Here is a 24,289-nt window from a genome sequence, read left to right as displayed (position 1 = left end):
AAGGGCGGCATGGAAGACGCATGGGCGTAGCGGACGACGACACTGAAGCGCTGACCGATGCGCATAGTCTGGAACAGGCGCTGCTGGGATCAATCCTGGCGACGGTGCCCGATGCGCTGATCGTGATCGACATGCGCGGGCGGATCGTGTCGTTCAGCGCGGCGGCGCAGCGCATGTTCCAATATGCGCAAAGTGATGTGCTGGGCGAAAATATCTCGATGCTGATGCCCTCCCCGGATCGGGAACGGCATGATGGCTATATCGAACATTATCAGGCCACCGGCGAAAAACGGATCATCGGCGTGGGCCGTCTGACCAGCGCGCGGCGGCGCGACGGCTCCACCTTTCCGATCGAATTGTCCGTCGGCGAAGTGCAGGATCAGGGGCAGCGGTTGTTCACCGGCTTCATCCGCGACCTCACTGAACGGCAGCAGGCCGAACGGCGCGTCGCCGACCTGCAATCCGAACTCGCCCATGCCAGCCGGGTGACGGCGATGGGCACGCTGGCGTCGGCGCTGGCGCATGAACTCAATCAGCCGCTGACCGCGATCGCCAACTATATGGAGGCTGCGCGCGATCTGCTGGCCATGCCGGGCGATGTGGATCGCGCCATGCTGGGCGAGGCGATGGACGAAAGCGCGAAACAGGCGCTGCGCGCGGGCGAAATCATCCGGTCGCTGCGGGAATTCATCAAGCGCGGCGAAACCATCCGCCAGCCCGAACCGATGCGCGCGCTGCTGGCCGAAGGCGCGGCTCTGGCCTTCATCGGCACCGACAGCCGCGGCATCGACATGGATGTGCAGGTCGACCGCGCCGTCGACCATGTGCTGGTCAACCGGGTGCAGTTGCAACAGGTCATCATCAATCTGGTGAAGAATGCCGTGGAAGCGATGGAGGGCCGGCCAGTCCGCATCCTGCGCCTGACCGCCATGCCGGCCGACGATGGCAAGGTGGAGGTGATGGTGGCCGATTCGGGACCGGGGCTTGATCCTGCCATGTCGCGCACGCTCTTCACCCCCTTCACCACCAGCAAGGCAACCGGCATGGGCGTGGGCCTGTCGATCAGCCAGACGATTATCGAAGGCCATGGCGGCCGCATCTGGGCGACACCGTCCGCCTGGGGCGGAACCGCCTTTCATTTCACCCTGGACCGCGCGGACGAAGAATGAGCGAAGCTTACCCCATCTATGTCGTGGACGATGACGAGGCGATCCGCCGGTCATTGTCTTTCCTGCTGAAGACCAGCGGATTTACCGTCACCCTGTTCGACGGCGGCCTGCCCTTCCTGAAGGACGCCGCCGACCTGCCGCAGGGCTGCGTGCTGCTGGACGTGCGCATGCCCGACATGGATGGGCTGGAGGTGCAGCGCGAATTGCGCGCGCGCGGCGTGATGCTGCCCGTGGTCATCATGACCGGCCATGGCGATGTCGACATGGCGGTCGCAGCGATGAAGGCCGGGGCCAGCGATTTCATCGAAAAGCCGTTCGACAAGCAATCGCTGCTCGCCTGTATCGATGCGGCGCGCAAACAGTCGGTCGCCGCGCGCGGGGCCAGCGCACGCGCGCAGGAGGCGCAGGCGCGACTCAACATCCTGACCGATCGGGAGCGCGACGTGCTGGACGGGCTGGTCGAAGGCCTGCCCAACAAGAGCATCGCCTATGATCTGGGGATCAGCCCGCGCACGGTGGAAATCCACCGCGCCAACCTGATGCAGAAGCTGGAGGTCAAAAGCCTGGCCGAAGCGCTGCGAATCGCTTTCCATGCAGGCGACGGCGAAACCGCCCAATAAGGGGACGGGGCCGGCAACTTCCCCCTCCCCTCATCGCGCAAATGCATTTAGGCATGCGCCCATGATCCGCGCGCACTCCCTTTTCGCCATCGCCCTGCTCGCTGCCTGTTCCTCGTCCCCGCCCGCTGCGGACAATAGCGCGCAGGCGCAGGCCGCCGCCGCGACCCTGCCGGTCGTCATCCGCAGCGCGAAGGGCGCGCATCGCTTCGACGTAGACGTCGCGGCCAGCCAGCAGCAGCAGGAACAGGGGCTGATGTTCCGCAAGTCACTGGCCGACAATGGCGGCATGCTCTTCCCCATGGACCCGCCCCGCACGGCGAGTTTCTGGATGAAGGACACGCTGATCCCGCTCGACATGCTGTTCATTCACACCGACGGCACCATCGCCTTCCTCAAGTCGGATGCGCAGCCCTATTCCCGCATCCCGGTGTCCGCCGGCGTGCCGGTGGCGGCCGTGCTGGAACTGCGCGGCGGCCGCGCGGCGGAGCTTGGCATAGCGGAGGGGGACCGGGTCAGTTGGGGTGGCTGCGCCGTGCCGCAAGCCAAAATCGCGACCGACCTCAATTTCTGTCCCGACCCGGCGCGATAGCGCCATATCCTCCTTGCCCGCGCCCGTCGCAGCGGCTAAGCGCTTGGCCCATGGGAATCCTGGCAAACATCTTCACCTGGTGGAATGGGGCCACCTTCGGCACCTGGCTCTTCACGGCTCGCAAGGGCAAGAAAGTGGGCGAGGACCATCAGGGCAACGTCTATTATGAAGGCGGCACCGACCCCAATGGCCTGACTCGCCGCTGGGTGATGTATAATGGGTCCAACGACGCCAGCCGCGTGCCGGCCGAATGGCATGGCTGGCTGCATCACTCGATTGAGGGCGCGCCTGAAAGCTTCCTGCCGCCGCCCCGCATCTGGGAAAAGGAATCGAGCGTCAACCTGACCGGCACGCCCAACGCCTATCGCCCGTCGGGTTCGCTCGAAAAGGGCGGCCAGCGCCAGAAGGCGACCGGCGACTATGAAGCCTGGAGCCCCGACGCGGCATGACCCGGCGTCCGGCGGGGGCTTTCCCGCCGATCCTGCATAAAGCGATTCCCGCCCTGTCCTGCGCGCTGGCGCTGGCGCTGGCAGGATGTGGAAAGAGCGACCTGCCCGCCGCGAACCAGTCCGGCCCGGTAAAGGTGGAGGGCAGCCCGATCCAGACCGCCGACAATGGCGCGCTGCCCGGCACGCCCATGGCGCAGCGCACGGCCGTGATCGGCCTGTTGAACAAGCGCAACGGCCTGACCCGCGACCTGACCATGAAGCCGGGCGAAGCGCTGCGCGTGGGCGACGCGATCGTCCGCCTGCAAGCCTGCGAAACCACTGCCCCGTGGGAAAATGTGCAGGACACTGGCGCCTTCGTGCAATTGGACGTCCGCTCCAGCGCCGACGGCAAATGGCGGCGCGCCTTTTCCGGCTGGATCTTCCGCGAACGGCCCGACCGCAATGTCGTGCAGCACCCGGTCTATGACGTCTGGGTCAGAAGCTGTGCGATGGAATGGCCCGAAATCGGCCCCGATACGGTCAAGATCGGCGGCAAGGGCGAACCCGCCGCGGCCGGTTCCAGCGCCAGCGGATCGAACGCCAGCGACGCCGCCGCGCCCGAACCCGACAGCGCAGCTCCTGCGCCTAGCTCCACCCCCGCCACCGCACCGCCCAGCAACTGAAGATAGTCGCGCTGGCTGATCTCAACCGCGCCCATGCTGCGCAGATGATCGGTCATGAACTGGCAATCGAGCAGGGTGAAGCCGCCAAAGCGCATTCGCGCCACCAGCCAGGCCAGCGCCACCTTTGACGCATCGGTGCGGCGGGACACCATCGATTCGCCGAAAAAGGCCCGGCCCAGCGCCACGCCATAGAGGCCGCCGACCAGTTCCTCTCCCTCCCACACCTCCACCGAATGGGCGAAACCGGCTTCATGCAGGTGACGATAGGCCTGTTCGATCGCGTGATTGATCCAGGTCGACGGACGATCGTCGGCCGATTCGGCGCACAGCGCCAATATGCGGGCAAAGGCGCGGTTGGCGGTCACGCGGAAACGGTCGCGCCGGATCACCTTGGACAACGAATGCGACAGATGAAAAGCGTCGAGCGGCAGGATCGCGCGGCGCTTGGGTTCGACCCAATAGACCTCCTGCGCATCGCGATCGTCGGCCATGGGGAAAACCCCGATGGAATAAGCCTGCAACAGGACGAGCGGATCGATCATCATGGAATGGACAGAGGTAGAGCATGGCAGAGGAAAACGGGAACGGGTTTTTACAAAAAATGCGATCCAGACGGGCCAGCCCAGCCTTTTCTTGCGCATGGCATAACCTGGGGTAGCGCAAACGAGGTAATTGTCCGGGGAAAAGCCTGTCCATAGATTGACTTGCCCTGTCGCCCGCCTAGCTTCCCGCGCCATGAAGACTCTTTCTCTGGCGCTGCTGCCGCTCCTCCTCGCCGCCCCTTCTGCTCATGCCGCCGCTGATCCTTATGCCGCGCGGATCGCGAAGATCCTCAAGGCCACGCCGCTGATCGACGGCCACAATGACTGGCCCGAAGCGCTGACCGACAAGATGAAGGACGCGCGCTGGACCATGGATCTGCGCCATCTGGACCCCGGCCAGTTCCATACCGACATCGAACGGCTGCGTGCGGGGCAGGTCGGCGGGCAATTCTGGTCGGTCTGGGTATCGGCCGACCTGCCCGAACTGCAACAGGTGCAGGACACGCTGGAACAGATCGACCTCGCGCACAGTTTCGCGCGCCGCTATCCCAACGACTTCGCCTTCGTCACCACCGCCGCGCAGGCCCGCGCCGCGCACAAGGCGGGGCAGATCGCGTCGATGATCGGGGTTGAGGGCGGCGGCCAGATTGACGGCAGTCTGGCCGTGCTGCGCGCCTATCATGACCTTGGCGCATCCTATCTGACCCTGACCCACAGCCGCACCATCGCCTGGGCGGACAGCGCGACCGACAATCCCCAGCATGACGGGCTGACCCCATTTGGCGAGAGCGTCGTGACCGAACTCAATCGCCTGGGCATGCTGGTCGACCTCAGCCATGTCAGCGAAGCCACCATGCTGGACGCGCTGCGGGTCAGCAAGGCGCCGGTCATCTTCTCCCACTCCAGCGCGCGGGCGATCTGCAACACGCCGCGCAACGTGTCGGACGCGGTGCTGAAGCAGGTCGCGGCCAATGGCGGCGTCGTGATGGTCAACTATGCCCCGCAATATGTGTCCGAAGCGCGCCGCATCTGGAGCGCCAACCGCAGCGCGGAAATGGCCCGCTACAACGCCCCGCCCTTTGGCGGCCTCTATATCGGCGATCCCGAAGGCGCGAAGAAGGCGCTCGCCGAATGGGAGAAGGCCAATCCCGAACCCGTCGTGACCCTGAGCGAGGTAGCCGACCATATCGACCATATCGCAAAAGTGGCGGGCGTCGACCATGTCGGGCTAGGCAGCGATTTCGATGGCGTCGGCTCGCTGCCGCAGGGCCTGTCGGGCGTACAGACCTATCCTGCGCTGCTGGCCGAACTGATGCGCCGGGGCTGGAGCGACAAGGACATCGCCAAGCTGGCGGGCGACAATGTGCTGCGCGTGATGGCCGCCGCCGAAAAGGTCGCCGCCCAGATGCAGGCCACGCCCGCCACCTAAAACTGCACTACCTCCGTTCGGTTCGAGCTTGTCGAGAACTCTGGCGCTGGCTTCTCGACTTCGCTCGAAGCGAACGGATCAAGGGTCAGGCACGTTTCTCCGATCACCCATCGGCAAAGCCGAAGGGCGCGCGGGTGCGGCGATAATCGTCGGGCAGCATGTCGCGCCCGATCGGCGGGGCGGACCGGGCCATGCACTGGGCGCGGTGGCACAGGCGACAGGTGACGCCGATTGGCGTCGGCTCCACCGCTGGGGCATCCTGCGTGTAGATCAGCCGATGGGCATGCTCGGCGGCGCAGCATAGCGCAATCGCGCGCTCCACCCGGGGCGCGCCCCAGCCGCCGCCGCCCGCCGTCACCGTGCGCGCGACCGAGAAGTAACGCTGACCATCGGGCAGCTCCAGCCATTGCGTCACCACCTCGCGCGGCGTCTCGAACACCCGGTGCACCGACCAGAGCGGGCAGGAGCCGCCATGACGCGCAAAGGGAAAACCCGCCCCGTCCAGCCGCTTGCTGACATTGCCCGCCGGATCGACCCGCAGGAAGAAGAAGGGCACCCGCTCCTGCCCCGGCTTTTGCAGCGTGGTCAGCCGATGCGCGGTCTGTTCGAAACTCGCGCCAAACTGACGGGCCAGCGCCTCCACATCATAGCGCTTGGCCTCCACTGCCCTGGCGAAAGCGGTATAGGGCATCAATATCGCCGCCGCGCCATAGCTGGCCAGCGCCCGCCGGGCGAGGCGACGACCGCTCTCCCCGCTGAACTGCCCGTCCTTCAATAGCGCGTCGAACGGCTTGCGCATTTCCAGATAGGCGATCTGGAGCGCCTGCTGAAACTGCGAACTGGCGCTGTCGAGCGTGTCGTCCAGCAGCACCGCATCGCGATGCCGGTCCAGCCGCCGCATCGATCCCGCCATCACATCGCCTGGCAATCGCCGCACGCGCAGATTATGCCGCGCCTTCAGCCATCCGGTCAGGCCGCCCTCCGCCTCCGCTTCGATGGCCAGCTTCTCCGCCGCATCGTCCAGCAACGGGAAGCTGTTGCGCCGCGCAGCCAGGAAGCGGCGCGATTCGGCGACGGGATCGGCGACATCCTCTTGCGGCTCCGGTCCCGCGCCGCGATCCGCCAGCGCCAGATGCTCCTCGCGATAACTGGTGTAGAGCCGCAGCAAAGCTTCGGTGATACCGGGATAATTGACCGCCACGTCGCCGGTCGCAAGCGTCGGCAGATCGATGTCCGCGAACATCGGATCTTTCAGCACCGCATGCAGGCGCGCCGTCTGTTCCGCGCCGCCGTCTCCGGCCACTTCGGCCATGTCGAGTTTGTAGGTGCGCGCCAGCCGCAGCAGCATGTCGGCGGTCAGCGGCCGCTGGTTGCGCTCCAGCAGCGCGACATAGGAGGCGCTGATTTCCAGATCAGCCGCCATGTCGGCCTGCGTCAGCCCCAGTTCGCGCCGCAACCGTCGCAGGCGCGGCCCCATATAGACGGGACGATCCTTGGCCATCGACTCATACCCCTTGTACGCTCTTTACAACTTTACAGCAGATTTTTGTAAAGATCGACAACTGGACTTTGGCAAGGGTGCGCAACTGCAAAAGACCAGCCTAGGTCGGGCGCAACAGCTCATTCCCTCTCCAAAGGACAAGGCCCATGACGACCTATCAGGACAGCATCGCACAGGCGCAGAGCCTCATCGGCAGCCACCCCGGCACCTGGGATGGCATCAACGCCGAATCCGTCGCCCGCATGAAGTTGCAGAACCGCTTCAACACCGGCCTCGACATCGCGAAGTACACTGCGGGCATCATGCGCCGCGACATGGCCGCCTATGATCTGGACCCCGCCAACTACACCCAGTCGCTGGGCTGCTGGCACGGCTTCATCGGTCAGCAGAAGCTGATCGCGATCAAGAAGCATTTCGGCACGACCAAGCAGAAATATCTGTACCTGTCCGGCTGGATGGTCGCCGCGCTGCGCAGCGATTTCGGCCCGCTGCCCGACCAGTCGATGCATGAAAAGACCAGCGTCGCCGCGCTGATCGAGGAACTCTACACCTTCCTGAAGCAGGCCGACGCCCGCGAACTGGGCATGATGTTCCGCGATCTCGACAAGGCGCGCGAAACCGGCAACGCGGTCGAGGCCCAGCGCCTGACCCACGCGATCGACAATTATGAAACCCATGTCGTGCCGATCATCGCCGACATCGACGCCGGTTTCGGCAATGCGGAGGCCACCTATCTGTTGGCCAAGAAGATGATCGAGGCGGGCGCCTGCGCGCTCCAGATCGAAAATCAGGTCTCGGACGAAAAGCAGTGCGGCCATCAGGACGGCAAGGTCACCGTGCCGCATGAGGACTTCCTGGCGAAGGTCCGCGCCTGCCGCTACGCCTTCCTGGAACTGGGCGTCGACGATGGCGTCATCGTCACCCGCACCGACTCGCTGGGCGCGGGACTGACCAAGCAGATCGCCTATTCCAAGGAACCGGGCGACATTGGCGATCAATATAACAGCTTCCTCGACTGCGAGGAGATTAGCGACATTGCGCAGGCCAATGGCGACGTGATCATCAATCGCGGCGGCAAGCTGCTCAAGCCCAAGCGGCTGCCCAGCAACCTGTTCCAGTTCCGCGAAGGCACCGGGGCGGACCGCTGCGTGCTCGACTGCATCACCTCGCTTCAGAATGGCGCGGATCTGCTGTGGATCGAGACGGAAAAGCCGCATATCGAGCAGATCGCGTCGATGGTCGACCGCATCCGCGAAGTCATCCCCAACGCCAAGCTGGTCTATAATAATTCGCCCAGCTTCAACTGGACGCTGAACTTCCGCCAGCAGGTGTATGATGCGTGGGTTGAGGCCGGCAAGGATGTCAGCGCCTATGACCGGGCGAAGCTGATGAGCGCGGATTATGACGCGACCGACCTTGGCCTTGAGGCTGACGAGAAGATCCGCACCTTCCAGAAGGATGCGGCGGCGCGGGCCGGCATCTTCCATCACCTGATCACCCTGCCGACCTATCACACGGCGGCGCTCAGCACCGACAACCTCGCCAAGGAATATTTCGGCGCGGCGGGCATGCTGGGCTATGTCGAGGGCGTGCAGCGCAAGGAAATCCGCCAGGGCATCGCCTGCGTGAAGCATCAGAATATGAGCGGCAGCGACATTGGCGACGATCACAAGGATTATTTCGCCGGCGAAGCCGCGCTGAAGGCCGGCGGCGTCCACAACACGATGAACCAGTTCGCGGCCTAAGACGGCGGCCTAAAGACCAGTAGCCTCCCCCCCCCCCGCTGTTGCGGGGAGGAGGGAAACAACTTTGCGGCGTGCAGGCCGCAAGCACTCCATCTCCCCGGCAGTAACTCGATGCCTGCCGGGGAGATGGTTGTTTCAAAACCGTTTCGCGGTGGGAGCCGTGAGAACAGCCAGCCCGCGGGGACTTCGACGCTCCCTTCGCGTGTTTGGGTGGAAGGAACTGGACGACCCGGCGGGCGCACCGCCGGGTCGTTTTTTCCGCCTAGAGTATCGAGCCTTAAATAAGACCCGTTCGGGCTGAGCTTGTCGAAGCCCTGCCCTATTTTTAAGAGATACAGCCCCCTTCGACAGGCTCAGGGCGAACGGAGTTTGAGGGGATAACTCAGTGCTTTGTTCAGGCGATCCCCGCCCGCTGCCGCACCGCCTGCTTCAATATGTCGAGCGGCATCGCACCCAACGTCAGCACATCATGGAACTGCTTGATGTCGAAGCGATCGCCCTGCTTCGCCTTCACCTCGTCGCGCAACTGGGTCCAGACGGTATGGCCTATCTTGTAGCTGCACGCCTGACCCGGCCAGACGGTGTAGCGGTCGATCTCACCCTGGCTGCGGCCCCGCGCGATGCCGGTGGTGGCGATGAGGTAATCGGTCGCCTTCTCCCGGCTCCAGCGCTTGGCGTGCATGCCGCTGTCCACCACCAGACGGGTGGCGCGGAACAGCAGGGATTGCAGATAGCCGACCTGCCCCAGCGGATCGCCTTCATACATGCCCATTTCGTCGGCCAGCTGCTCCGAATAGAGCGCCCAGCCTTCGGAATAGCCGCTGTAGAAGCCGCGCCGGCGGATCATCGGAATGCTGTCCGATTCCAGCGCCACCGTCACCTGCAAATGATGGCCCGGCACCGCCTCATGATGGGTCAACGTCGCCAGACCGAATTTCGGCCGATCGAACGTGTCGCGCAGGTTGATGAAATAGATGGCCGGCCGCGACCCGTCGAGCGAGGCGTTCTGATAATAGCCGCCTGGCGCGCCCGCCTGAATCGTCACTGGCACGCGGCGCACTTCCACCGGCGCCTTGGGCACGGTGTTGAACGCTTCGGGGAGGCGCTTCTGCATGGCGATGATCTGGCTGTTGAGTTGCGCCAGCAGCGCCTCGCGGCCCGGATCGGTATTGGGATAAAGCTGGTCGGGGCGCTTGTTGAGTTCGACCAGACGGTCGCCCACGCTGCCCTGGCTCATCCCCTCGCCCTTCAGGATCGCGTCAATACGGGCAGAGATGCTGGCGACCTGATCCAGACCCATCTGGTGGATCTCATCGCCGGTCAGCCGGGTCGTGGTCGCGGCTTCGGCAGCCGCAGCATAAAAGGCCTCGCCATCGGGCAGGCGCCAGCAGCCGGCATCATGGCTGGCTTTGGCCCGCAGTTGCACCACCAGTTCACGCTGGCGATCGACGGCGGGGAAGATCTTCTCGGCGACGATCTTCTCGGCCTGCGCGGCGCGCTCGGGCGGCAGACCGGCGGCGGCCAGCTTCTTGACGAAGGAGGCGACCAGCACGGTCTGCGCAGCAGGCTGATCGCGCAGCGCCGCCTGCATCTTCATCGTGGTGTCGAGAATATAGTCGGGCGCGAACACGCCCTTGGCCGCGTCCGCCTTTTGCCGGGCCAGTTCGCCGTCCATCGCCGCGGGGAAGGCTTCCAGACGGGCGAGATAGGCGTCGGCATCCGCCGCATCCTTCACCCGATGCTGCGAATCGAGGAAATCGGGCACTTCGCGATAGCTGCCGGTCAGCTGGCTCAGAATATAGGGCGCATAGCGACCCGCCGTCTCGCCATAGCCGAACCGCTCGCCGCCCACGGCGCGATCCAGCTGATAGGCGACGACATCATAGTCGAGCTGACTGGCCGGGCTGAGCTTCGCGCGATCGACGCTGGCTAGCTGCTTCGCCTGCGCCTTGGTCCGGGCCAGATCCTTGGCCGCACCGGCCGCGCTCGTGTCGGACAGCTTGCCGCGCAACGCCGCGCGCGCGCCAGTATCGAGGCCAAGGCGCGTTGCGCTTTCCGGGGATTCGTCCAGACGCCCATAAAAGAAATCGTCCAGCATCGCGCGAAAACGCGCATCGGCCGCGTTCGATTGGGCGAAAGCGCCGGGCGTAGCGGCGGCGATGGCGGTGGCGCCGCTGGTGGCGAGAAATTGGCGTCGGTTCACGACAGGAAGCTCCATTATGGGATTGATGGGCGGCAAGGGGGCGCCGCCCACGACGCGCTCTTTTGACGGCTGTGCAACAGCTTGGCTAGCCCACCCGCGCCCTCCGTTCGGTTCGAGCCTGTCGAGAACTGGCGGGCAGGGTTCTCGACAGGCTCGAACCGAACGGGCGTTGCGTTTGATAAGCCCAGCTTGTGAGCATGACGGATCGTTGCGGCTGTAACGAAGTTTCCTCCTGCGATAAGGCGCGCATGCCTTACAGAAGGGAAACGTCGATGGCCTACACGCTGATCACCGCAAACCGCAATTATTCCAGCTGGTCGCTGCGCCCATGGTTGCTGATGAAGGCGCTGGACCTCCCCTTTGACGACCGGATCGAACCCTTCGCCGCCGCGACCAACTATGCCGCCTTTCGCAGCTTTTCCCCCACCGGACAGGTGCCCGCGCTGATCGACGGGGCCAATGGAGAGGATCGCACCGTCTGGGACTCCCTCGGCATCATCCTCTATCTGGCCGATCGCCATCCCGGCGTCTGGCCAGCGGAGGACGCCGCGCGCGCCTTTGCCCAATGCGCGGTTGCGGAAATGCACAGCGGCTTTTCCACGCTGCGCAACGATTGCACCATGAATGTCGGCGTCCGGGTGGAGCCGCATATCCACTCGCCGGCCCTCAACAAGGACATCGCCCGGCTGCGCGAAGTGTGGGAACAGGGGCTGGATCGCTTTGGCGGCCCCTTCCTCGCCGGCCGCACCTTCACCGCGATCGACGCCTTCTACGCGCCCGTCGCCTTCCGCGTGCGCACCTATGGCCTCGACGTCGGACCGACGGCGCAAATCTGGGTCGATCACATGCTGGCCCACCCCGCCATGCAGCAATGGGAAGCCGAAGCGCTGGCCGAGACATGGCGCGAAGACAGCCATGAAGCGGAAATCGGGGCCGCCGGCAAGATCATCGCCGACTATCGCGCCATGTGAGGATTGAACCGGCCGGCAGTGTAACATTCTTGCCCGGCTGAAAGGAAAAACAGCGCAAAACGGTCGCTCACCCCCTTTTCCCGTCCGCATTACGGGTCTAGGGGGTGAGGACTATGGTTAAACCTCGCACCCTGTATGAAAAGATCTGGGACGCGCACGTTGTCGAACGGCGTCCTGACGGCACCTGCCTCATCTATATCGACCGCCATCTCGTCCATGAAGTGACGAGCCCGCAGGCGTTTGAGGGGCTACGCCTTGCCGGCCGGAAGGTGCGCCGGCCCGATCTGACGCTGGCGGTGCCCGATCATAACCTGCCCACCACGCCGCGCCGCGACGCGGATGGCCATCGCATCCCCATCGCCGACCCGGAAAGCGCGCAGCAGCTCGCCGCGCTGGAGAAGAACGCGCCCGAATTTGGCGTGCGCCTGATCGGCGACGCCGACCGGGAACAGGGCATCGTCCATGTCGTCGGCCCGGAACAGGGCTTCACCCTGCCCGGCACGACTCTGGTCTGCGGCGACAGCCACACGTCGTCGCACGGGGCGCTGGGCGCGCTGGCCTTCGGCATCGGCACGTCGGAAGTGGAGCATGTGCTGGCCACCCAGACTTTGCTGCTCAAGCAATCGAAGACCATGGAAGTCGTGGTCGATGGCGAACTGGCCCCCGGCGTCACGCCCAAGGATGTCGCGCTGGCGATCTGCGGCCATATCGGCACGGCGGGCGGGACCGGCTATGTCATGGAATATCGCGGCTCCGTGTTCCGCGACATGTCGATCGAAGGTCGCCTGACCGTCGCTAACATGTCGATCGAAGCGGGTGCCCGCTCCGGCCTGTTCGCGCCCGACGAAAAGACCTTCGCCTATATCAAGGGGCGCCCGATGGCGCCCAAGGGCGCGGATTTCGACGCGGCCGTCGCCTGGTGGAAGACGCTCGTCACCGACGAAGGCGCCGCCTTCGACAAGACCGTGGTGATCGACGCCGCTGACATCGTCCCCACCGTCACCTGGGGCACCAGCCCGGAAGACGTGGTGGCCGTGACCGGCGTGGTTCCCGATCCCCAAAGCTTCGCCGACCCGTCCAAGCAGGCCGCTGCGCAAAAGTCGCTCGACTATATGGGCCTGACCGCCGGGCAGAGACTTGCCGACGTCGCAATCGAACATATCTTCATCGGCAGCTGCACCAACAGCCGGATCGAGGATCTGCGCGCCGCCGCCGCCCTGCTGAAGGGCCGGCATATCGCGGCCGGCATCAAACATGCGATGGTCGTGCCCGGCTCTGGCCTCGTCAAGGAACAGGCCGAATCCGAAGGGCTGGACCGCATCTTCCTCGACGCCGGCTTTGAATGGCGCGAACCGGGCTGTTCGGCGTGCCTCGGCATGAACCCGGACAAGGTGCCTGCGGGCGAGCGCTGCGCATCGACCAGCAACCGCAATTTCATGGGCCGTCAGGGGCCGGGATCGCGCACCCATCTGGTGTCGCCCGCCATGGCGGCGGCGGCGGCCATCACCGGCCGCCTCACCGATGTTCGGGAACTGCTATCCCATCCGGTTACGGCGTAAGACAAAAAAGGGGCTGGTCGCATGAAAAAGATTTTCTGGCTGCTGACGCTGGGCGCTCTGGCCAGCGCGGCGATGGCCGCAACGCTGGGCCGCGCCGAAGACACGCCGCCCGCGCAGGTGAAAAAGGCGAATTGATGGAAAAGCTGACGACCGTCGAAGGCGGCGCCTATCCGTTCGGGATGAAGAATGTCGACACCGACATCGTCATCCCCGCGCACTGGCTGAAGACCATTTCGCGCAACGGCCTTGGCAAGGGCGCATTCGAAGTGCTGCGCAAGGAACCGGGCAATGTCTTTGACGACCCCGCCTATGCCGGCAGCCCGATCCTGATCGCGGGCGACAATTTCGGCTGCGGGTCCAGCCGCGAACATGCCGCCTGGGCGCTGGGCGACCTCGGCATCAAGGTGGTGATCGCCCCCAGCTTTTCCGACATCTTCTCGGGCAACGCCTTCAAGAACGGCATTTTGACCGTGGTGCTGCCGCAGGAGGCGGTCGACCGGCTGCTGGAAGTGGCGAAGACCGATCCGATCCATGTCGATCTGGAAGCGCAGACCGTCACCACCCAATATCAGGATCGTTTCAGCTTCGAAATCGACCCCTTCCGCAAGCATTGTCTGCTGGGCGGGCTGGACGAGATCGGCCTGACGCTGGACGATGCGGATGTGATCGACGGCTATGAAGCGAAAGTCGCGCAGGACCGTCCGTGGATCGTCCCCGCCGCCGTTGCGTAATTCGCCGCTTCTGCCTATCAATTGATCCCGATACTGCTTGCAACAGGGCTGAAACCTATGACCACCTTCGATGATCGCGAAAAGGCGTTCGAAAATATGTTCGCCCATGATCAGGAGATGCAGTTCCGCATCCAGGCGCGCCGCAACCGCCTGTTGGGCGAATGGGCTGCCGCGAAGATGGGCCTGACCCCGGAAGAAACCGACGCCTATGCCAAGGCCGTCGTGCAGGCCGATTTCGAGGAAGCGGGCGACGAAGACGTCATCCGCAAGCTGCTGGGCGACATGACGTCGGCCGGGATCGACATTGACGAAGCCGGCGTGCGCGCCGCGCTGGACGAGCAGGCGGTGATCGCCCGCCGCATGTTCATCGAAGCGCAGTAAGGCATAGCATCATGCCAATGGCTGCCGACGATATTGCGGACATGATCCGCACCGCCATTCCCGATGCGCAGGTCGAAATTACCGACCTTGCCGGGGATGGCGATCATTATGCGGCAAAGGTGGTGGCGGAAAGCTTTCGGGGCATGAGCCGGGTCGCGCAGCAGCGTGCCGTCTATGCCGCGCTGGGCGGCCGGATGGGGGGCGTGCTCCACGCCTTGCAACTCACCACCGCCGTTCCCAATTAACGCATCATCATATTTTCGCGCCCCTGCGCCGGGCGCCAGACAGGACTGGAAGTTTTACCATGACCGACGCCGTGCAGCAGCGGATCGCAGACATCGTCAAGGGCAATGACGTCGTGCTCTTCATGAAGGGCACGCCGCTCTTCCCCCAGTGCGGCTTTTCCAGCCGCGCCATCGCCATCCTGGAACATCTGGGCGTGGGCTATGACACGGTCGACGTGTTGCAGGATCAGGCCATCCGTCAGGGCATCAAGACCTTCTCCGACTGGCCGACCATCCCGCAGCTTTATGTGAAGGGCGAATTTGTCGGCGGCAGCGACATCATGATGGAAATGTATGAAGCCGGCGAACTTCAGCAACTGATGACCGATCAGGGCGTCGCTGCGGCAAACTGATCCGGGCTCGGCTGGGAAAAAATAGAAAGGCGGTCCGGGTCCGGGCCGCCTTTTTTTTCATGGCCGCAATGGCTTCAGCGCCCTTTACGCACCCGCCGGCCGCATCGGAAAATGGCCAGATTGCCACCGCTCCCGCAATGTGTTACCAGGTTCCATAAAATGGACTTTGGAGATGATATGCGGGGCAACAGGCTGATGATCGGTTGGACATTGCCCCTGCTGGTCGCGGCGGCGCCAGCGCCTCCGCCAGCCAGCTGGATCGACGCCGCCACCGGCCATCGCATCGTCCGGGTGGACGACCGGCCCGGCAATTACGGCCTCTATTTCAACTATAATCCCTTCACGCCGGACGGGAAGCGGATGATCTATCTGACGCCCGAGGGCATCCGCGTCGCCGACACCAGCAACTGGACCACGAAGCTGGTGCTGAAGGAAAAGATCGACCGGCTGATGTTCGTCGGCAACCACACCCCGGTGGCCTATTACAGCACCAGTCCGACGGGCAATGAAGGCGCGTCCACCATCTGGTCGGTCAATCTCGACACCGGCCAGCGCCGCCGCATCGCCGACCTGCCGGGCGGCCGCATCGCATCAATCAATGCGGACGACACGCTGCTGGCCGGCCACCGCGAACTGGCGCCGCCGCCGGCTGCGATCGCGGCGCAGGGCAATCGCGATCCCAAGACCGGATCGCCCACCTATGCCGCCAATGGCCCGGACGGAAAGCCCCTGCCCTTCGCCGTCGCCAAGGAACAATGGATGGCGAAGCGCCTCGCCGCCGGCGTCCCGATGGAAATCTTCACCATCGACATCCGCACCGGCGAACGCAGGACGGTGACGCAATCGACCGACTGGCTGAACCATGTTCTTTTCTCGCCGTCCGACCCGACCCTGCTATCCTATTGCCATGAAGGCCCATGGCAGAAGGTCGACCGCATCTGGACCATCCGCACCGACGGCAGCCACAAGACGAAGGTCCATCAGCGGAGCTTTCAGGGCGAAATTGCCGGCCATGAATATTGGGCGCCCGATGGCCGCACCATCTGGTATGACCTGATCCAGCCCATGGGCGTGCGCTGGCTCGCCAGTCTGGACGTGGTGAGCGGCAAGCGGGTCTGGTATGCGCTGCGCCCCGGACAGGGCAGCTATCATTATAGTTCATCGCCCGACAGCCGCGTCTTTTCCGGCGACGGCAATGATGAGGGGAAATTTATCAGCCTGTTCCATCCCCGCGTGGACCCCAACCCGCGCGTGGCGGACACGCTGGACGGCGACCGGCTGATCGCTTCGGGCGATCTGGAAACAGAGCGGCTCGCCGACCTGTCCAAGCAGGATTATACGCTAGAACCCAACCAGCATTTCACCCCGGACGGCAAATGGCTGGTCTATCGCGCCAATATAGAGGGCAAGCCCGCAATCTATGCCGTGGAAGTGGCGAAGGCCAGATAGCGCCGTTGCGCGCCGCGCGCCGGCACCATAAACCGGCCTGGATGACCAGTCCGATCCGTCTTCTTGCCATGGCCGGCCTGCTTGCCCTGCCGGCCTGTTCTCCCCCGCCCATCCGGATCGACGTCGGGAAAGCGGCCGATGGCCGGATGCAGGCCCATCTGTCGCAAGACTGGGGCTTCATCATCCCGCGCCGGGAAGCCCCCTGCATCCGGGAGATCGCATTGCACAGCGTGGAAACGCCCTATGGCAATCCGATCTGGCAGGCGCGGCGCGCAGGCGACGACACCCAATGCACGCCTCTGTCCACGATCATCCTCGGCGCGCCGCCGCCCGGCTTTGCCCAGACCGGGCCGTTGCCAAAAACCCTGCGCGGACCCTATCTGCTCACCATACGCGGCATTGGCTTTGGCGACAGGGTCGTCTCCCTTGCGCCATAAAGGACTTACGCGCTCGCCGCCGACGTCTCGCATAGCGCCTTATACTGTTCCATCATCTGGTCCCAGCCGGGATGGAATCCCATCTCCTCATGACGCGCCTTCGCCTCCGCATCCCAATGACGCGCGGTCGCGGTGAAGCGCGCTCCCTCCCCTTCCTCCGCAAATTCCCAGATCGCAGTGATGAAGGGCGTCTGCGGTATCCAGCCGGCCGCATAGGCATCGGTCGTCACCACCCGTTCGTTCGGCACGACCTCCAGGAACACGCCCTCCATCGGCCCGGTTTCCTCGCCATTGGGACCGAACATCTGCACCGCGCTGCGCCCGCCGGGCCGCAAATCCTGCTCGATCACCTCGGCGCGCCAGGGCTTGGGGCAGAACCATTCCTCTTTCAGATCCACCCACACTTTCCAGCATATCTCCCGCGGCGCGGCGATATGGCAGGTGACGGACAATATATGCTCAGCGCTACTCATGCGGCTTCTCCGTCAAAGGCCGCCTGCATCGCGGCGGTGTCCAGTTTGCGCATCGTCATCATCACTCCCATCATCCGGGCAATGGCGGCGCGGTCGTCGGTCCGGTAATTGGCCATGATCTGGCGCGTCACCAGTTGCCAGCACAGGCCATATTTGTCCGTCACCCATCCGCACGGCCCATCCTTGCCGCCATCGGCGGTCAGCGCGTCGAAATAGCGGTCCAGTTCGGCCTGATCCTCGCACGCGACCGACAGCGACACCGCCTCGTCAAAGCTGAATTGCGGCCCGCCGTTCAGCGCCTGATAGCTTTGTCCGAACAGGGTGAATTCGACCAGCAGCACGCTGCCGCCCGGCAGCGGCGATGGCGACGGATTGTCCTGCGGATAATGACTGACATGATCGATCGACCCGCCAAAGACGGAAACGTAGAAAGTCGCCGCCTCCAGCCCATTGCCATCGAACCACAGGCAAGGGGTGATCCTGTCCATCACCCCTCTTCCTTGCCGCCCACCAGCGCGAACATCGCGCCCTGCGGGTCGGTCGCCTGGATGATCCACGCGCCGCCCGGCACCTCCATCGGCCCCTGCAACACGGTGCCGCCGCCCGCCGTCACCCGCGCCACCGCTGCATCAATATCGCCCACGGTGAAGTAGAACAGCCAGACCGGCACTGGCAGCATCGGCGGCCGGGGCATGATGCCGCCGGTCATATCCTGAAAATCCGCGCCGCCCGTCTGCGAAACAAGCTGGTAACTGCCCATCTCGCCCATATCCATGGCGTCGCCCGTCACCCAGCCGAACTGCCCGGTGTAGAAGGCCAGATCCTTGTCGAAATCCCCGGCGTAAAGTTCATGCCAGCCGACATGCCCCATCGGCATGCCCGCAGGCGCATCCATGCCATCGGGGCTGGAGCCTTTGAGCAACATGAAGATCGCCCCGCCCGGATCGCTCATCACCGCAAAACGCCCGACGCCCGGTATATCTTCCGCCGCGCGCTTCACGCTGCCGCCCGCCGCGCTCAGCCGCTCGACATCCGCATCCACATCGGCCGACCCGACATAGCCGCCCCACCAGGGCGTCATGCCGCACGCCTTCGCCTCGGCCGGGATCGCCATGATCCCGCCCAGCGGCCCGGCGCTGCCCGACACGATATGATAGGGTTCGGCCAGATCGCCGCCAAAGGGCGCGCTGCTCCATCCCACGACGTCGCCATAAAAAGCCAGCGCCGCCTGCGGATCGCTGGTCATCAGTTCATACCAGAAGAATTTGCCGGTAAAATCGGTCATCGTCCGTCTCCTTGCAGGGAGGTCAGGGCACCCAGTTCAGCGCATAGCGCTCAGGCCTTTGCGTCCACCAGCACCTCGAACCCGCCATAAATCAGCCGCGCGCCGATGAAGGGCATGTCCTCGCCTTCCTTGGGCTGCATGCGTTCATCCTTCATGACTTTCTCGGCCCCGGCGTCGCGGGTTTCCTTGTCGGGCCATTCGATCCAGGAAAAAACGACCTCTTCATCTTCCTCCGCAATCACGGCGGTCCGAAAATCGTTCACCTTGCCGATCTTGATGTCGTTCGCCCAGCATTCCACCACGCGCAGCGCACCATATTCGATGAAGATCGGCGCGGCATAGGCCGCCACCTCGCGATAGCGCTCCTTATTGCCCTTGGGCACCGGGATCACGAAACCGTCCATATAGGCCATTTTCTCTCTCCTTGCTGATCGTTCAACCTTTACCCGCCATCACGGCGTCCATGTCCATCCACATCACTTCCCAGATATGGCCGTCCAGATCGGCGAAGTTGCGGCCGTACATGAAGCCATGATCCTGTTTCGGGTTCGGCTCGCTGCCGCCCGCCGCCAGCGCGCTGTCCACGGTCGCATCCACCGCCTCGCGGTTCGTTTCACTCAAACACAGCAGCATCTGCGCGGTTTCATGCGCATTGGGGATGCCGCGCGGGGTGAAGCTGCGGAACCGGTCATGGGTCAGCAGCATCACATGGATCGTCTCGGACAGGGTCAGCATCTGCGCATCGTCGTCGGCGAAATCATCGTTCCGCACCGCGCCTACCGCTTCATAGAAAGCGATCGCAGCGGACAGGTCGCGGACCGGCAGATTGACGAAAATCATCTTGGGAGCGGACTGGTTCGACATCGCACTTCTCCTAGAAATTTTTCCGGCGTCCGCACGTCCCTGCGACTCACCGCTTGAACTTTGTGCGCCACATGATTATCTTATGCAACAGTTAAGTTAGAAAAGATAACCATGAGTCAGAAACGCGCCTATCAGGACGGATGCGCCGTCGCCCATGCGCTCGACATCATCGGCGATCGCTGGGCGATGCCGATCATGCGCGAACTGATGCTGGGGCCAAAGCGCTTCACCGACCTGCGCGCCGGCCTGCCCGGAATCAGCGCCAATGTGCTGACCCAGCGACTGGAGGAACTGGAAGCGTCCAGCATCCTCATACGCCGCCGCCTGCCCCCGCCCGCCGCCAGCCAGATTTATGAACTGACCGACTGGGGCCGCGAGTCGGAAATTCTCTTTCAGGTGCTGGGCCGCTGGGCCTGCCAATCGCCCACGATGCAGCCGGGCAAGCCGATGAGTCCGGTGTCAGTGGTTCTGTCGATGCGCACCATGATCGACCGCAGCCGCATCGGCCCGCTCGACGCCACGATCGGCTTCCAGTTCGGCGAAGAGGAATTTCGCGCGACGCTCAAAGATGGCGACTTTCTGATCGATCGGGGTGAGGCCGCCGGCGCGGACGCGATCCTGCGCGGCGACCAGAATGCGCTGGTCGCCATCCTCTATGGCGGCGCGCGCTATGTCGATATGGCGGGCGCGCTAACGGTGGAGGGCGACGCGGCGCTGGCCGACCATTTCGCCACCATCTTCCCCCTGCCCGCCAAAGCGCCCGACATGGTCAACCCTGCGCAGACAGCTTCATAAGCACCAGACCGCACAGGATCAGCCCGGCCGCCACCAGCCGCGCCGGGCTGATCGCTTCCCCCAGAAAGGCGACGCCGACCGCGAACGCCCCCAGCGCGCCGATCCCGGTCCAGATCATATAGGCGGTGCCCAGCGGCAGGCTGCGCATCGCCAGCGACAGCAGCCCGAAACTGGCGACCATCGCGCCCAATGTGATCAGGCTGGGCGCCAGTCGGGTAAACCCCTGCGACTGCTTCATCGCAAAGGCCCAGACGATTTCCAGCAAACCGGCGATAAATAAAGAAACCCAGGCCATAACGGCTCCCTTCCCAAAGAGAGCCGGGCCGTCCCGGACTTGAAACCCGCGTTGAGCGGAGGAGGACGTGGCCTCGCTTGCCGGAAAGATCAGTAGGCATGCCCTTTACAAGAGGCAAGCCCAGCAACCACCGTGCTCCTGCGAAAGCAGGAGCCCAGGGTCGAACGATGCGCCCCACATCCAGGGCTCCGCTTTCGCAAGAGCACCGATGCCTCAATGCGCGCCGTTCAGCATCCCGAACACCTGGGCAAATTCGCCGCGCTTCGTGGCTTCGCTCAGGAATTTCACCCGTTCGACATGAATTTCGTCCAGCGTCGGCTCCTGCCGCAGCAACGCCATCGTCTCGGCGATGAAGTCCGCCAGCGGCATCATCTGGTCATTTTCGGCATGGCCGGGCATCAGATCGGTCTGTACGCCGGGCGGCACGATCTCGACCACGTCGACGCTGGTCGCCTTCAACTGTTCGCGCAGCGCCATCGACCAGCCATGGATCGCCGCCTTGGTCGCGCTATAGGTCGGCGTCGCCGCCAGCGGGACAAAGGCCAGCCCCGACGACACGGTCAGGATGGTCGCGGCCGGCTGCGCCTCCAGATGCGGCAACAGTGCATGGGCCAGCCGGATCGGCCCCAGCAAATTGGTCGCCACCGTCGCCTCGGCTATGGCCAGATCGATCTTGGCCTCCGCCACCATGATGCCGGCATTCAGCAGCACGGCGTTCAGCGCCGGGAAATCCGCGACCAGTTGCGCCGCAAATGCCGTAATCGCGGCCGGATCCTCCATGTCCAACGTCATCGCCGCCATGCCGGGATGCGCCGCCACGACCGCGTCCAGCGCCGCCTGCCGCCGCCCGGCGATGATCACCTGATTGCCCGCTGCGTGAAATTCATGCGCCAGCGCCGCGCCGATGCCCGATCCGCCGCCGGTGATGAGGATGGTGTTGCCTGTAGTTTGCATGATCTGTTTCCTTTCAATTGGCTTGAAAGGCAATGTAGACTATCACTCTCCTTTGGAAAGTAGGCACCATAAAGTGCTGTAGTTACCCAAAGGTAAGAAATGGAAAATCCGCTCGAAAATCGCTTTACTGCCGCCGACATTGCCGACGCCGAACGCTATATGGCGCATGAGCCGCCCGCCGAAATCGATCCGCGCATCGAACGACTCGTCAACGACCTGATCGGCCGCATCGCCGACAAATGGACGCTCTTGGTGCTGGAATTGCTGGAGGAGAAAGGCACGCTGCGCTTCACGCAGATTGGCCGGCAGGTGGAAGGGATCAGCCAGAAGATGCTGACCCAGACTTTGCGTCAGATGGAGCGAGACGGCCTGCTGACCCGCACCGTCCATCCGGTGGTGCCGCCCCGCGTCGATTATGCGCTCACCCCGCTCGGCAACAGCCTGAGCGCCGCTTTCTGCGGCGTCTGGGTCTGGGCCGAACGTAATCTGGAAATGGTGGAGGCCGCGCGCGCCACATTCGACGCGCGCGACTAATCCTTATTGATCCGACGTCGTCGGCAGCGGCTGCACCACCAGCTTGGGCGCGCTATTGTCGGGCAGCGTGGGCGCAACGGCGGGCGGAGCCGCCACCGGCCCGGTCGCGGCTCCGCTGGCGGGGGCAGCGGTTACGGGCGCGGGCGTCATGCTCTGCATCGTGCTCGTCGAACTGGGCTGCCACCCTTCCGGCGGCACTTCGGCCGGCGGGCGCGGCGGCGGGGGCAGCGGGGTTGGCGACACCACCACCGTCACCGTGCCGCCAAAGCGCGACTGCCATTCGGCCAGCCGGCGCAGATAGTCAGCATAAGCGGCGTAAAATTCCTGATAGGGCTTTTCCAGCTCCTTCAGCGCTTCGGGCGCATAGGCCAGCAACGCGCTGGACGGCATCGTCAGCATTTTCGCGCCAACGCTGACCGCCACCGGGCAGAAATTCTTGATCACTGGCGGCAGCGCGAAGAAATTATAGACCACGGTGTTCAACTGCTCGCGCGACCCAATGCCCGACCGGCCGAAAGCGACGCGATAATTGCGGTCCACCGCGGCATTGGCGGCGGTCAGGATCGGCTTATGCACCGCCAATATCTGGTTATACTGGCTGCGCGCCGTATCGCCGAACTTGTCGCAATTGAGCGCCGCGACGTTCAGCGCCATGCGCACATGCCACAGCGCCGTGTTCGACGTGATGCCCTTATTGGGCGTCAGATAATCCCCGCTTTCATCCTTGGTCGGCAGCGCCATACCCTCGGCCGCCTGATTTGGCGGCACGGGGCGCACGGTGGGGACCACTGGCGGCGGCGGCGTGGGCGGCGGCGGTGGCGGCTTGGGCGTCGAACAGGCCGCCAGCACGGCCAGCGACACCAAAGAAATCCGGCCATAGAAACGGCGCGTTACGAACATCCAATTCTCCGATGGGGCTATCGTCCGGTCATGCCGGTCATTCGGTTCGGAGGAAATATGCCTTATGCTCCGTTCATCGCAACTATTCAGGCGGCTCGCCGCTCCAGCGCGGTCGCAGCCTGCGCCATCAGCTCGCCGATGATGTCGGCGACCGGCTCTTCCTTCGTCACCATGCCGACCGACTGGCCCGCCATCAGCGACCCGCCATCGACATCGCCATCGATCACCGCCTTGCGCAGCGCGCCGGCCCAATAATGTTCGATCTGCAATTGCGCCTCCATCATGTCGACCGCGCCGCTGTCCAGCAGATTGGCGACTTCGCGCTGCTTGGCGGTGAAGGCTTCGGTGCCGGCGTTTTTCAATGCGCGCACCGGGATCACCGGCAGGCGCGGGTCGATCTGCACGCTGGCGATCGCATCGCGCGCCGACGCGCGGAAGAAGGCCTTCTTGAACGCGGGATGGGCGATGCTCTCGCTCGCGCAGGCAAAGCGGGTGCCAAGCTGCACGCCGGCCGCGCCCATTTCCAGATAGGCGGCGATCGCCTCGCCCCGGCCGATGCCGCCGGCGACGAAGACCGGCACCTGATCCGCCATTTCGGGCAATATTTCCTGCGCCAGCACGCTGGTCGCCACCGGCCCGATATGGCCGCCCGCTTCCATGCCTTCCACCACCAGCGCGTCCACGCCCGACCGCACCAGCTTCTTGGCCAGCGCCAGCGCCGGGGCGAAGCAGATCAGCTTGGCGCCCTTTTGCTTGATCGCCTCGATGCTGCCCTTGGGCGGCAGGCCGCCGGCCAGCACGACATGGGGCACATCATGCTTCGCGCACACATCGATCAGGTCGAACAGCTGGGGATGCATGGTGATCAGGTTCACGCCGAACGGCTTGCCAGTCAGCGCCCTGGTCGCCGCAATCTCCGCGTCCAGCAATTCCGGCGTCATCGCGCCGCACGCAATCACGCCGAAACCACCCGCATTGGAAATGGCCGACACAAGGTTGCGCTCACTGACCCAGCTCATCGCCCCGCACAGGATCGCGCTTTCACAGCCCAGAAATTCGGAGCCGCGAGCCATCAGGGAAGCGAGTTTGGCGGTGGTCATAAATTTAACCTCAAG

At 64.2% G+C, this 24,289-nt stretch carries 28 protein-coding genes and 1 pseudogene; 17 read left to right on the top strand and 12 right to left on the bottom strand.

Annotation, left to right across the window (positions count from 1 at the left end):
* Window positions 1-20 precede the first annotated feature (20 nt).
* The 5 genes and pseudogenes from ACFOKF_RS04955 to ACFOKF_RS04935 all read left to right on the top strand — a co-directional run.
* Window positions 21-1,169, top strand: a complete 1,149-nt coding sequence (locus ACFOKF_RS04955; protein WP_380793668.1) for a sensor histidine kinase — start codon at window positions 21-23, stop codon at window positions 1,167-1,169.
* Window positions 1,166-1,789, top strand: coding sequence for a response regulator FixJ (gene fixJ / locus ACFOKF_RS04950; RefSeq protein ID WP_380793666.1), 624 nt, complete (start codon window positions 1,166-1,168; stop codon window positions 1,787-1,789). Before ACFOKF_RS04955 ends, fixJ begins: the two co-directional genes overlap by 4 nt.
* Before the next feature lie 61 nt (window positions 1,790-1,850).
* Entirely contained in the window at window positions 1,851-2,378 is a 528-nt protein-coding gene (locus ACFOKF_RS04945) for a DUF192 domain-containing protein (RefSeq protein ID WP_380793664.1), read from the top strand.
* A gap of 50 nt (window positions 2,379-2,428) precedes the next feature.
* Window positions 2,429-2,827, top strand: a complete 399-nt coding sequence (locus ACFOKF_RS04940) for an NADH:ubiquinone oxidoreductase subunit NDUFA12 (protein WP_380793662.1) — start codon at window positions 2,429-2,431, stop codon at window positions 2,825-2,827.
* A pseudogene (locus ACFOKF_RS04935) lies at window positions 2,824-3,252 on the top strand (DUF2155 domain-containing protein); the annotation flags it as partial. The gene ACFOKF_RS04940 and the pseudogene ACFOKF_RS04935, both read left to right, overlap by 4 nt.
* A 35-nt stretch (window positions 3,253-3,287) precedes the next feature.
* Here the strand turns inward: ACFOKF_RS04935 and aat are convergent.
* Window positions 3,288-4,034 carry a leucyl/phenylalanyl-tRNA--protein transferase gene (aat, locus tag ACFOKF_RS04930; protein ID WP_380793660.1) on the bottom strand — a complete coding sequence of 249 codons (747 nt, stop codon included), beginning with the start codon at window positions 4,032-4,034 and terminating at the stop codon, window positions 3,288-3,290.
* A 190-nt stretch (window positions 4,035-4,224) separates the two neighbouring features.
* On the opposite strand from aat, the gene ACFOKF_RS04925 reads away from it, so the two are divergent.
* Window positions 4,225-5,460 (top strand): dipeptidase, encoded by a 1,236-nt coding sequence (locus tag ACFOKF_RS04925; RefSeq protein ID WP_380793658.1) that lies wholly within the window; start codon window positions 4,225-4,227, stop codon window positions 5,458-5,460.
* A 103-nt stretch (window positions 5,461-5,563) separates the two neighbouring features.
* Here the strand turns inward: ACFOKF_RS04925 and ACFOKF_RS04920 are convergent, their stop codons facing one another.
* Window positions 5,564-6,961 carry a helix-turn-helix domain-containing protein gene (locus ACFOKF_RS04920; protein WP_380793656.1) on the bottom strand — a complete coding sequence of 466 codons (1,398 nt, stop codon included), beginning with the start codon at window positions 6,959-6,961 and terminating at the stop codon, window positions 5,564-5,566.
* 146 nt (window positions 6,962-7,107) lie between these two features.
* Here ACFOKF_RS04920 and ACFOKF_RS04915 point away from each other — a divergent pair, with 146 nt between their 5' ends.
* A complete protein-coding gene (locus tag ACFOKF_RS04915) occupies window positions 7,108-8,706 on the top strand; it encodes an isocitrate lyase (protein ID WP_380793654.1) in 1,599 nt (532 codons plus the stop codon).
* 394 nt (window positions 8,707-9,100) lie between these two features.
* Here ACFOKF_RS04915 and ACFOKF_RS04910 read toward each other — a convergent pair whose 3' ends face one another.
* Complete coding sequence (locus tag ACFOKF_RS04910) at window positions 9,101-10,909, bottom strand: DUF885 domain-containing protein (RefSeq protein ID WP_380793652.1); 1,809 nt, start codon at window positions 10,907-10,909, stop codon at window positions 9,101-9,103.
* Window positions 10,910-11,181: 272 nt separating this feature from the next.
* Here ACFOKF_RS04910 and ACFOKF_RS04905 point away from each other — a divergent pair, with 272 nt between their 5' ends.
* The 8 genes from ACFOKF_RS04905 to ACFOKF_RS04870 all read left to right on the top strand — a co-directional run bounded on the left by ACFOKF_RS04905 (window position 11,182) and on the right by ACFOKF_RS04870 (window position 17,074).
* Window positions 11,182-11,880, top strand: coding sequence for a glutathione S-transferase family protein (locus ACFOKF_RS04905; protein ID WP_380793650.1), 699 nt, complete (start codon window positions 11,182-11,184; stop codon window positions 11,878-11,880).
* A 113-nt stretch (window positions 11,881-11,993) separates the two neighbouring features.
* On the top strand, window positions 11,994-13,439 hold the full coding sequence (gene leuC, locus ACFOKF_RS04900; RefSeq protein ID WP_380793648.1) for a 3-isopropylmalate dehydratase large subunit: 1,446 nt from the start codon (window positions 11,994-11,996) through the stop codon (window positions 13,437-13,439).
* 134 nt (window positions 13,440-13,573) lie between these two features.
* Window positions 13,574-14,170: a 3-isopropylmalate dehydratase small subunit gene (gene leuD / locus ACFOKF_RS04895; RefSeq protein WP_380793646.1), complete on the top strand. Its 597-nt coding sequence runs from the start codon at window positions 13,574-13,576 to the stop codon at window positions 14,168-14,170.
* A 57-nt stretch (window positions 14,171-14,227) separates the two neighbouring features.
* Window positions 14,228-14,551 (top strand): DUF1476 domain-containing protein, encoded by a 324-nt coding sequence (locus ACFOKF_RS04890; RefSeq protein WP_380793644.1) that lies wholly within the window; start codon window positions 14,228-14,230, stop codon window positions 14,549-14,551.
* An 11-nt stretch (window positions 14,552-14,562) separates the two neighbouring features.
* Entirely contained in the window at window positions 14,563-14,796 is a 234-nt protein-coding gene (locus tag ACFOKF_RS04885) for a BolA family transcriptional regulator (RefSeq protein WP_298398509.1), read from the top strand.
* A 59-nt stretch (window positions 14,797-14,855) separates the two neighbouring features.
* Entirely contained in the window at window positions 14,856-15,188 is a 333-nt protein-coding gene (gene grxD, locus ACFOKF_RS04880) for a Grx4 family monothiol glutaredoxin (RefSeq protein ID WP_298398512.1), read from the top strand.
* Between the two features lie 177 nt (window positions 15,189-15,365).
* Window positions 15,366-16,637, top strand: coding sequence for an oligogalacturonate lyase family protein (locus tag ACFOKF_RS04875; protein ID WP_380793641.1), 1,272 nt, complete (start codon window positions 15,366-15,368; stop codon window positions 16,635-16,637).
* A gap of 41 nt (window positions 16,638-16,678) precedes the next feature.
* A complete protein-coding gene (locus ACFOKF_RS04870; protein ID WP_380793640.1) occupies window positions 16,679-17,074 on the top strand; it encodes a hypothetical protein in 396 nt (131 codons plus the stop codon).
* Between the two features lie 5 nt (window positions 17,075-17,079).
* Here ACFOKF_RS04870 and ACFOKF_RS04865 read toward each other — a convergent pair whose 3' ends face one another.
* The 5 genes from ACFOKF_RS04865 to ACFOKF_RS04845 are packed head-to-tail and all read right to left on the bottom strand — an operon-like array spanning window position 17,080 to window position 19,696.
* Window positions 17,080-17,547 carry an SRPBCC domain-containing protein gene (locus ACFOKF_RS04865; protein ID WP_380793638.1) on the bottom strand — a complete coding sequence of 156 codons (468 nt, stop codon included), beginning with the start codon at window positions 17,545-17,547 and terminating at the stop codon, window positions 17,080-17,082.
* Entirely contained in the window at window positions 17,544-18,035 is a 492-nt protein-coding gene (locus ACFOKF_RS04860; protein WP_380793636.1) for a VOC family protein, read from the bottom strand. The genes ACFOKF_RS04865 and ACFOKF_RS04860 overlap by 4 nt, the downstream gene beginning before the upstream one ends.
* On the bottom strand, window positions 18,035-18,832 hold the full coding sequence (locus ACFOKF_RS04855) for a VOC family protein (protein WP_380793634.1): 798 nt from the start codon (window positions 18,830-18,832) through the stop codon (window positions 18,035-18,037). The genes ACFOKF_RS04860 and ACFOKF_RS04855 overlap by 1 nt, the downstream gene beginning before the upstream one ends.
* Window positions 18,833-18,882: 50 nt before the next feature.
* Window positions 18,883-19,245, bottom strand: a complete 363-nt coding sequence (locus tag ACFOKF_RS04850) for a DUF1428 domain-containing protein (RefSeq protein ID WP_380793632.1) — start codon at window positions 19,243-19,245, stop codon at window positions 18,883-18,885.
* A gap of 22 nt (window positions 19,246-19,267) precedes the next feature.
* Window positions 19,268-19,696, bottom strand: a complete 429-nt coding sequence (locus tag ACFOKF_RS04845) for a VOC family protein (protein ID WP_380793630.1) — start codon at window positions 19,694-19,696, stop codon at window positions 19,268-19,270.
* Window positions 19,697-19,807: 111 nt separating this feature from the next.
* Between ACFOKF_RS04845 and ACFOKF_RS04840 the strand changes: the two genes are divergently transcribed.
* Complete coding sequence (locus ACFOKF_RS04840; RefSeq protein ID WP_380793628.1) at window positions 19,808-20,491, top strand: winged helix-turn-helix transcriptional regulator; 684 nt, start codon at window positions 19,808-19,810, stop codon at window positions 20,489-20,491.
* Here ACFOKF_RS04840 and ACFOKF_RS04835 read toward each other — a convergent pair.
* Both ACFOKF_RS04835 and ACFOKF_RS04830 read right to left on the bottom strand, forming a co-directional pair.
* Entirely contained in the window at window positions 20,466-20,786 is a 321-nt protein-coding gene (locus ACFOKF_RS04835) for a DMT family transporter (RefSeq protein WP_380793626.1), read from the bottom strand. The two genes, ACFOKF_RS04840 and ACFOKF_RS04835, sit on opposite strands and share 26 nt — an antisense overlap.
* A gap of 213 nt (window positions 20,787-20,999) precedes the next feature.
* Window positions 21,000-21,740 carry an SDR family oxidoreductase gene (locus ACFOKF_RS04830; RefSeq protein WP_380793624.1) on the bottom strand — a complete coding sequence of 247 codons (741 nt, stop codon included), beginning with the start codon at window positions 21,738-21,740 and terminating at the stop codon, window positions 21,000-21,002.
* A gap of 99 nt (window positions 21,741-21,839) precedes the next feature.
* Between ACFOKF_RS04830 and ACFOKF_RS04825 the strand changes: the two genes are divergently transcribed.
* Window positions 21,840-22,274, top strand: a complete 435-nt coding sequence (locus tag ACFOKF_RS04825; protein WP_380793622.1) for a winged helix-turn-helix transcriptional regulator — start codon at window positions 21,840-21,842, stop codon at window positions 22,272-22,274.
* 3 nt (window positions 22,275-22,277) lie between these two features.
* Here ACFOKF_RS04825 and ACFOKF_RS04820 read toward each other — a convergent pair whose 3' ends face one another.
* Both ACFOKF_RS04820 and ACFOKF_RS04815 read right to left on the bottom strand, forming a co-directional pair.
* Window positions 22,278-23,174 carry a hypothetical protein gene (locus ACFOKF_RS04820; protein ID WP_380793620.1) on the bottom strand — a complete coding sequence of 299 codons (897 nt, stop codon included), beginning with the start codon at window positions 23,172-23,174 and terminating at the stop codon, window positions 22,278-22,280.
* Between the two features lie 86 nt (window positions 23,175-23,260).
* Window positions 23,261-24,274, bottom strand: coding sequence for an NAD(P)H-dependent flavin oxidoreductase (locus ACFOKF_RS04815; RefSeq protein WP_380793618.1), 1,014 nt, complete (start codon window positions 24,272-24,274; stop codon window positions 23,261-23,263).
* Between the last annotated feature and the right edge of the window lie 15 nt (window positions 24,275-24,289).

Source organism: Sphingobium rhizovicinum, assembly GCF_042647625.1.
GTDB classification, from domain to species: domain Bacteria; phylum Pseudomonadota; class Alphaproteobacteria; order Sphingomonadales; family Sphingomonadaceae; genus Sphingobium; species Sphingobium rhizovicinum.
This window is presented reverse-complemented; position numbering and strand designations above follow the sequence as displayed.